The sequence below is a fragment of the Halomonas sp. 3D7M genome (assembly GCF_014897885.1).
Classification (GTDB): Bacteria; Pseudomonadota; Gammaproteobacteria; order Pseudomonadales; family Halomonadaceae; genus Vreelandella.
The window spans coordinates 3,684-4,535 of sequence record NZ_JABUZF010000129.1; the positions used below are offsets into that span (position 1 = coordinate 3,684).

Genomic DNA, 852 nt, shown 5'->3' on the forward strand with positions numbered 1-852 from the left:
CACCGCCCAGCCGGTCCTTTCCATCGCACAGGAATTTTATGCCGATATTCGCCGCCGCATGGCCGCTTTCGGACGCACGCCCGATCAACTCAATATCCTGCCGGGCCTGATGCCGATCGTTGCGAAAACCCGCACGGAGGCCGAAGCCCTTCTGGCGGCGCGACAGGGCGCGGGTGAAAATGCGGGCGCGCGCATGAAGGAAATGGTCGGCATCGACCTTTCGCAATTGCCGCCCGACGAGCCGATCCCTCTCGATCTGCTGCCCGAGCAGGGATTCACCAACGGAATGCGTGGAAGATCGGATCTTTATCTCGACATGATCCGCAAGCATCGCCTGACCCCGCGTCAGGTGCTGCAACAGGGCGCGCATCTGGCTTTCGCTGGAACGCCGCTTGAGACGGCCGACCTCATCAGCGAATGGTTTACGGGCTTTGCCTGCGACGGCTTCACGCTGATGTGGCCTTCTCTTGAGGCGAATATCCTGTTTGTCGAAGAAGTGGTCCCCATCCTGCAACGGCGCGGTTTCTATCGCACCCGCTATGCGGGAACGACGCTGCGCGACCATTTCGGTCTGGCGCGCCCCGACAACCGGCGCTTCGCTGCAAAGGGACATTGAAAATATGAAACAGCTTCATTTCAATTATATTCTCGGGCCGGAAAGTCTCGCCGCGGTGGATGGCGTTTCCGCGCGTCCCGGCGCTCTCCAAACTCTCCTGACACTGGCGAAACGCGCCGAATCGGGCGGGATCGACGCGCTCGTCTTCAGGGATGCGAACAATGCGGGCCTGGTGCGGGAAGGATGTGCATTCCTTCCATACGAGCCGTTTACGGCTTTTGCGGCGCTGGCGGCTG

At 60.9% G+C, this 852-nt stretch carries 2 protein-coding genes (1 of these 2 cut by a window edge); both read left to right on the top strand.

Features of this window, described 5'->3' with window-relative positions:
* Window positions 1-616: the 3' portion of an NtaA/DmoA family FMN-dependent monooxygenase gene (locus INT22_RS05835; protein ID WP_193067864.1), read on the top strand. The gene continues 704 nt to the left of window position 1, outside the view; only the last 616 of its 1,320 coding nucleotides appear in the window; the start codon falls outside the window, past its left edge; its stop codon occupies window positions 614-616.
* A gap of 4 nt (window positions 617-620) precedes the next feature.
* Window positions 621-852, top strand: a 232-nt coding sequence (locus INT22_RS05840; RefSeq protein ID WP_193067865.1) for a hypothetical protein, incomplete at its 3' end; no start/stop codon positions are given.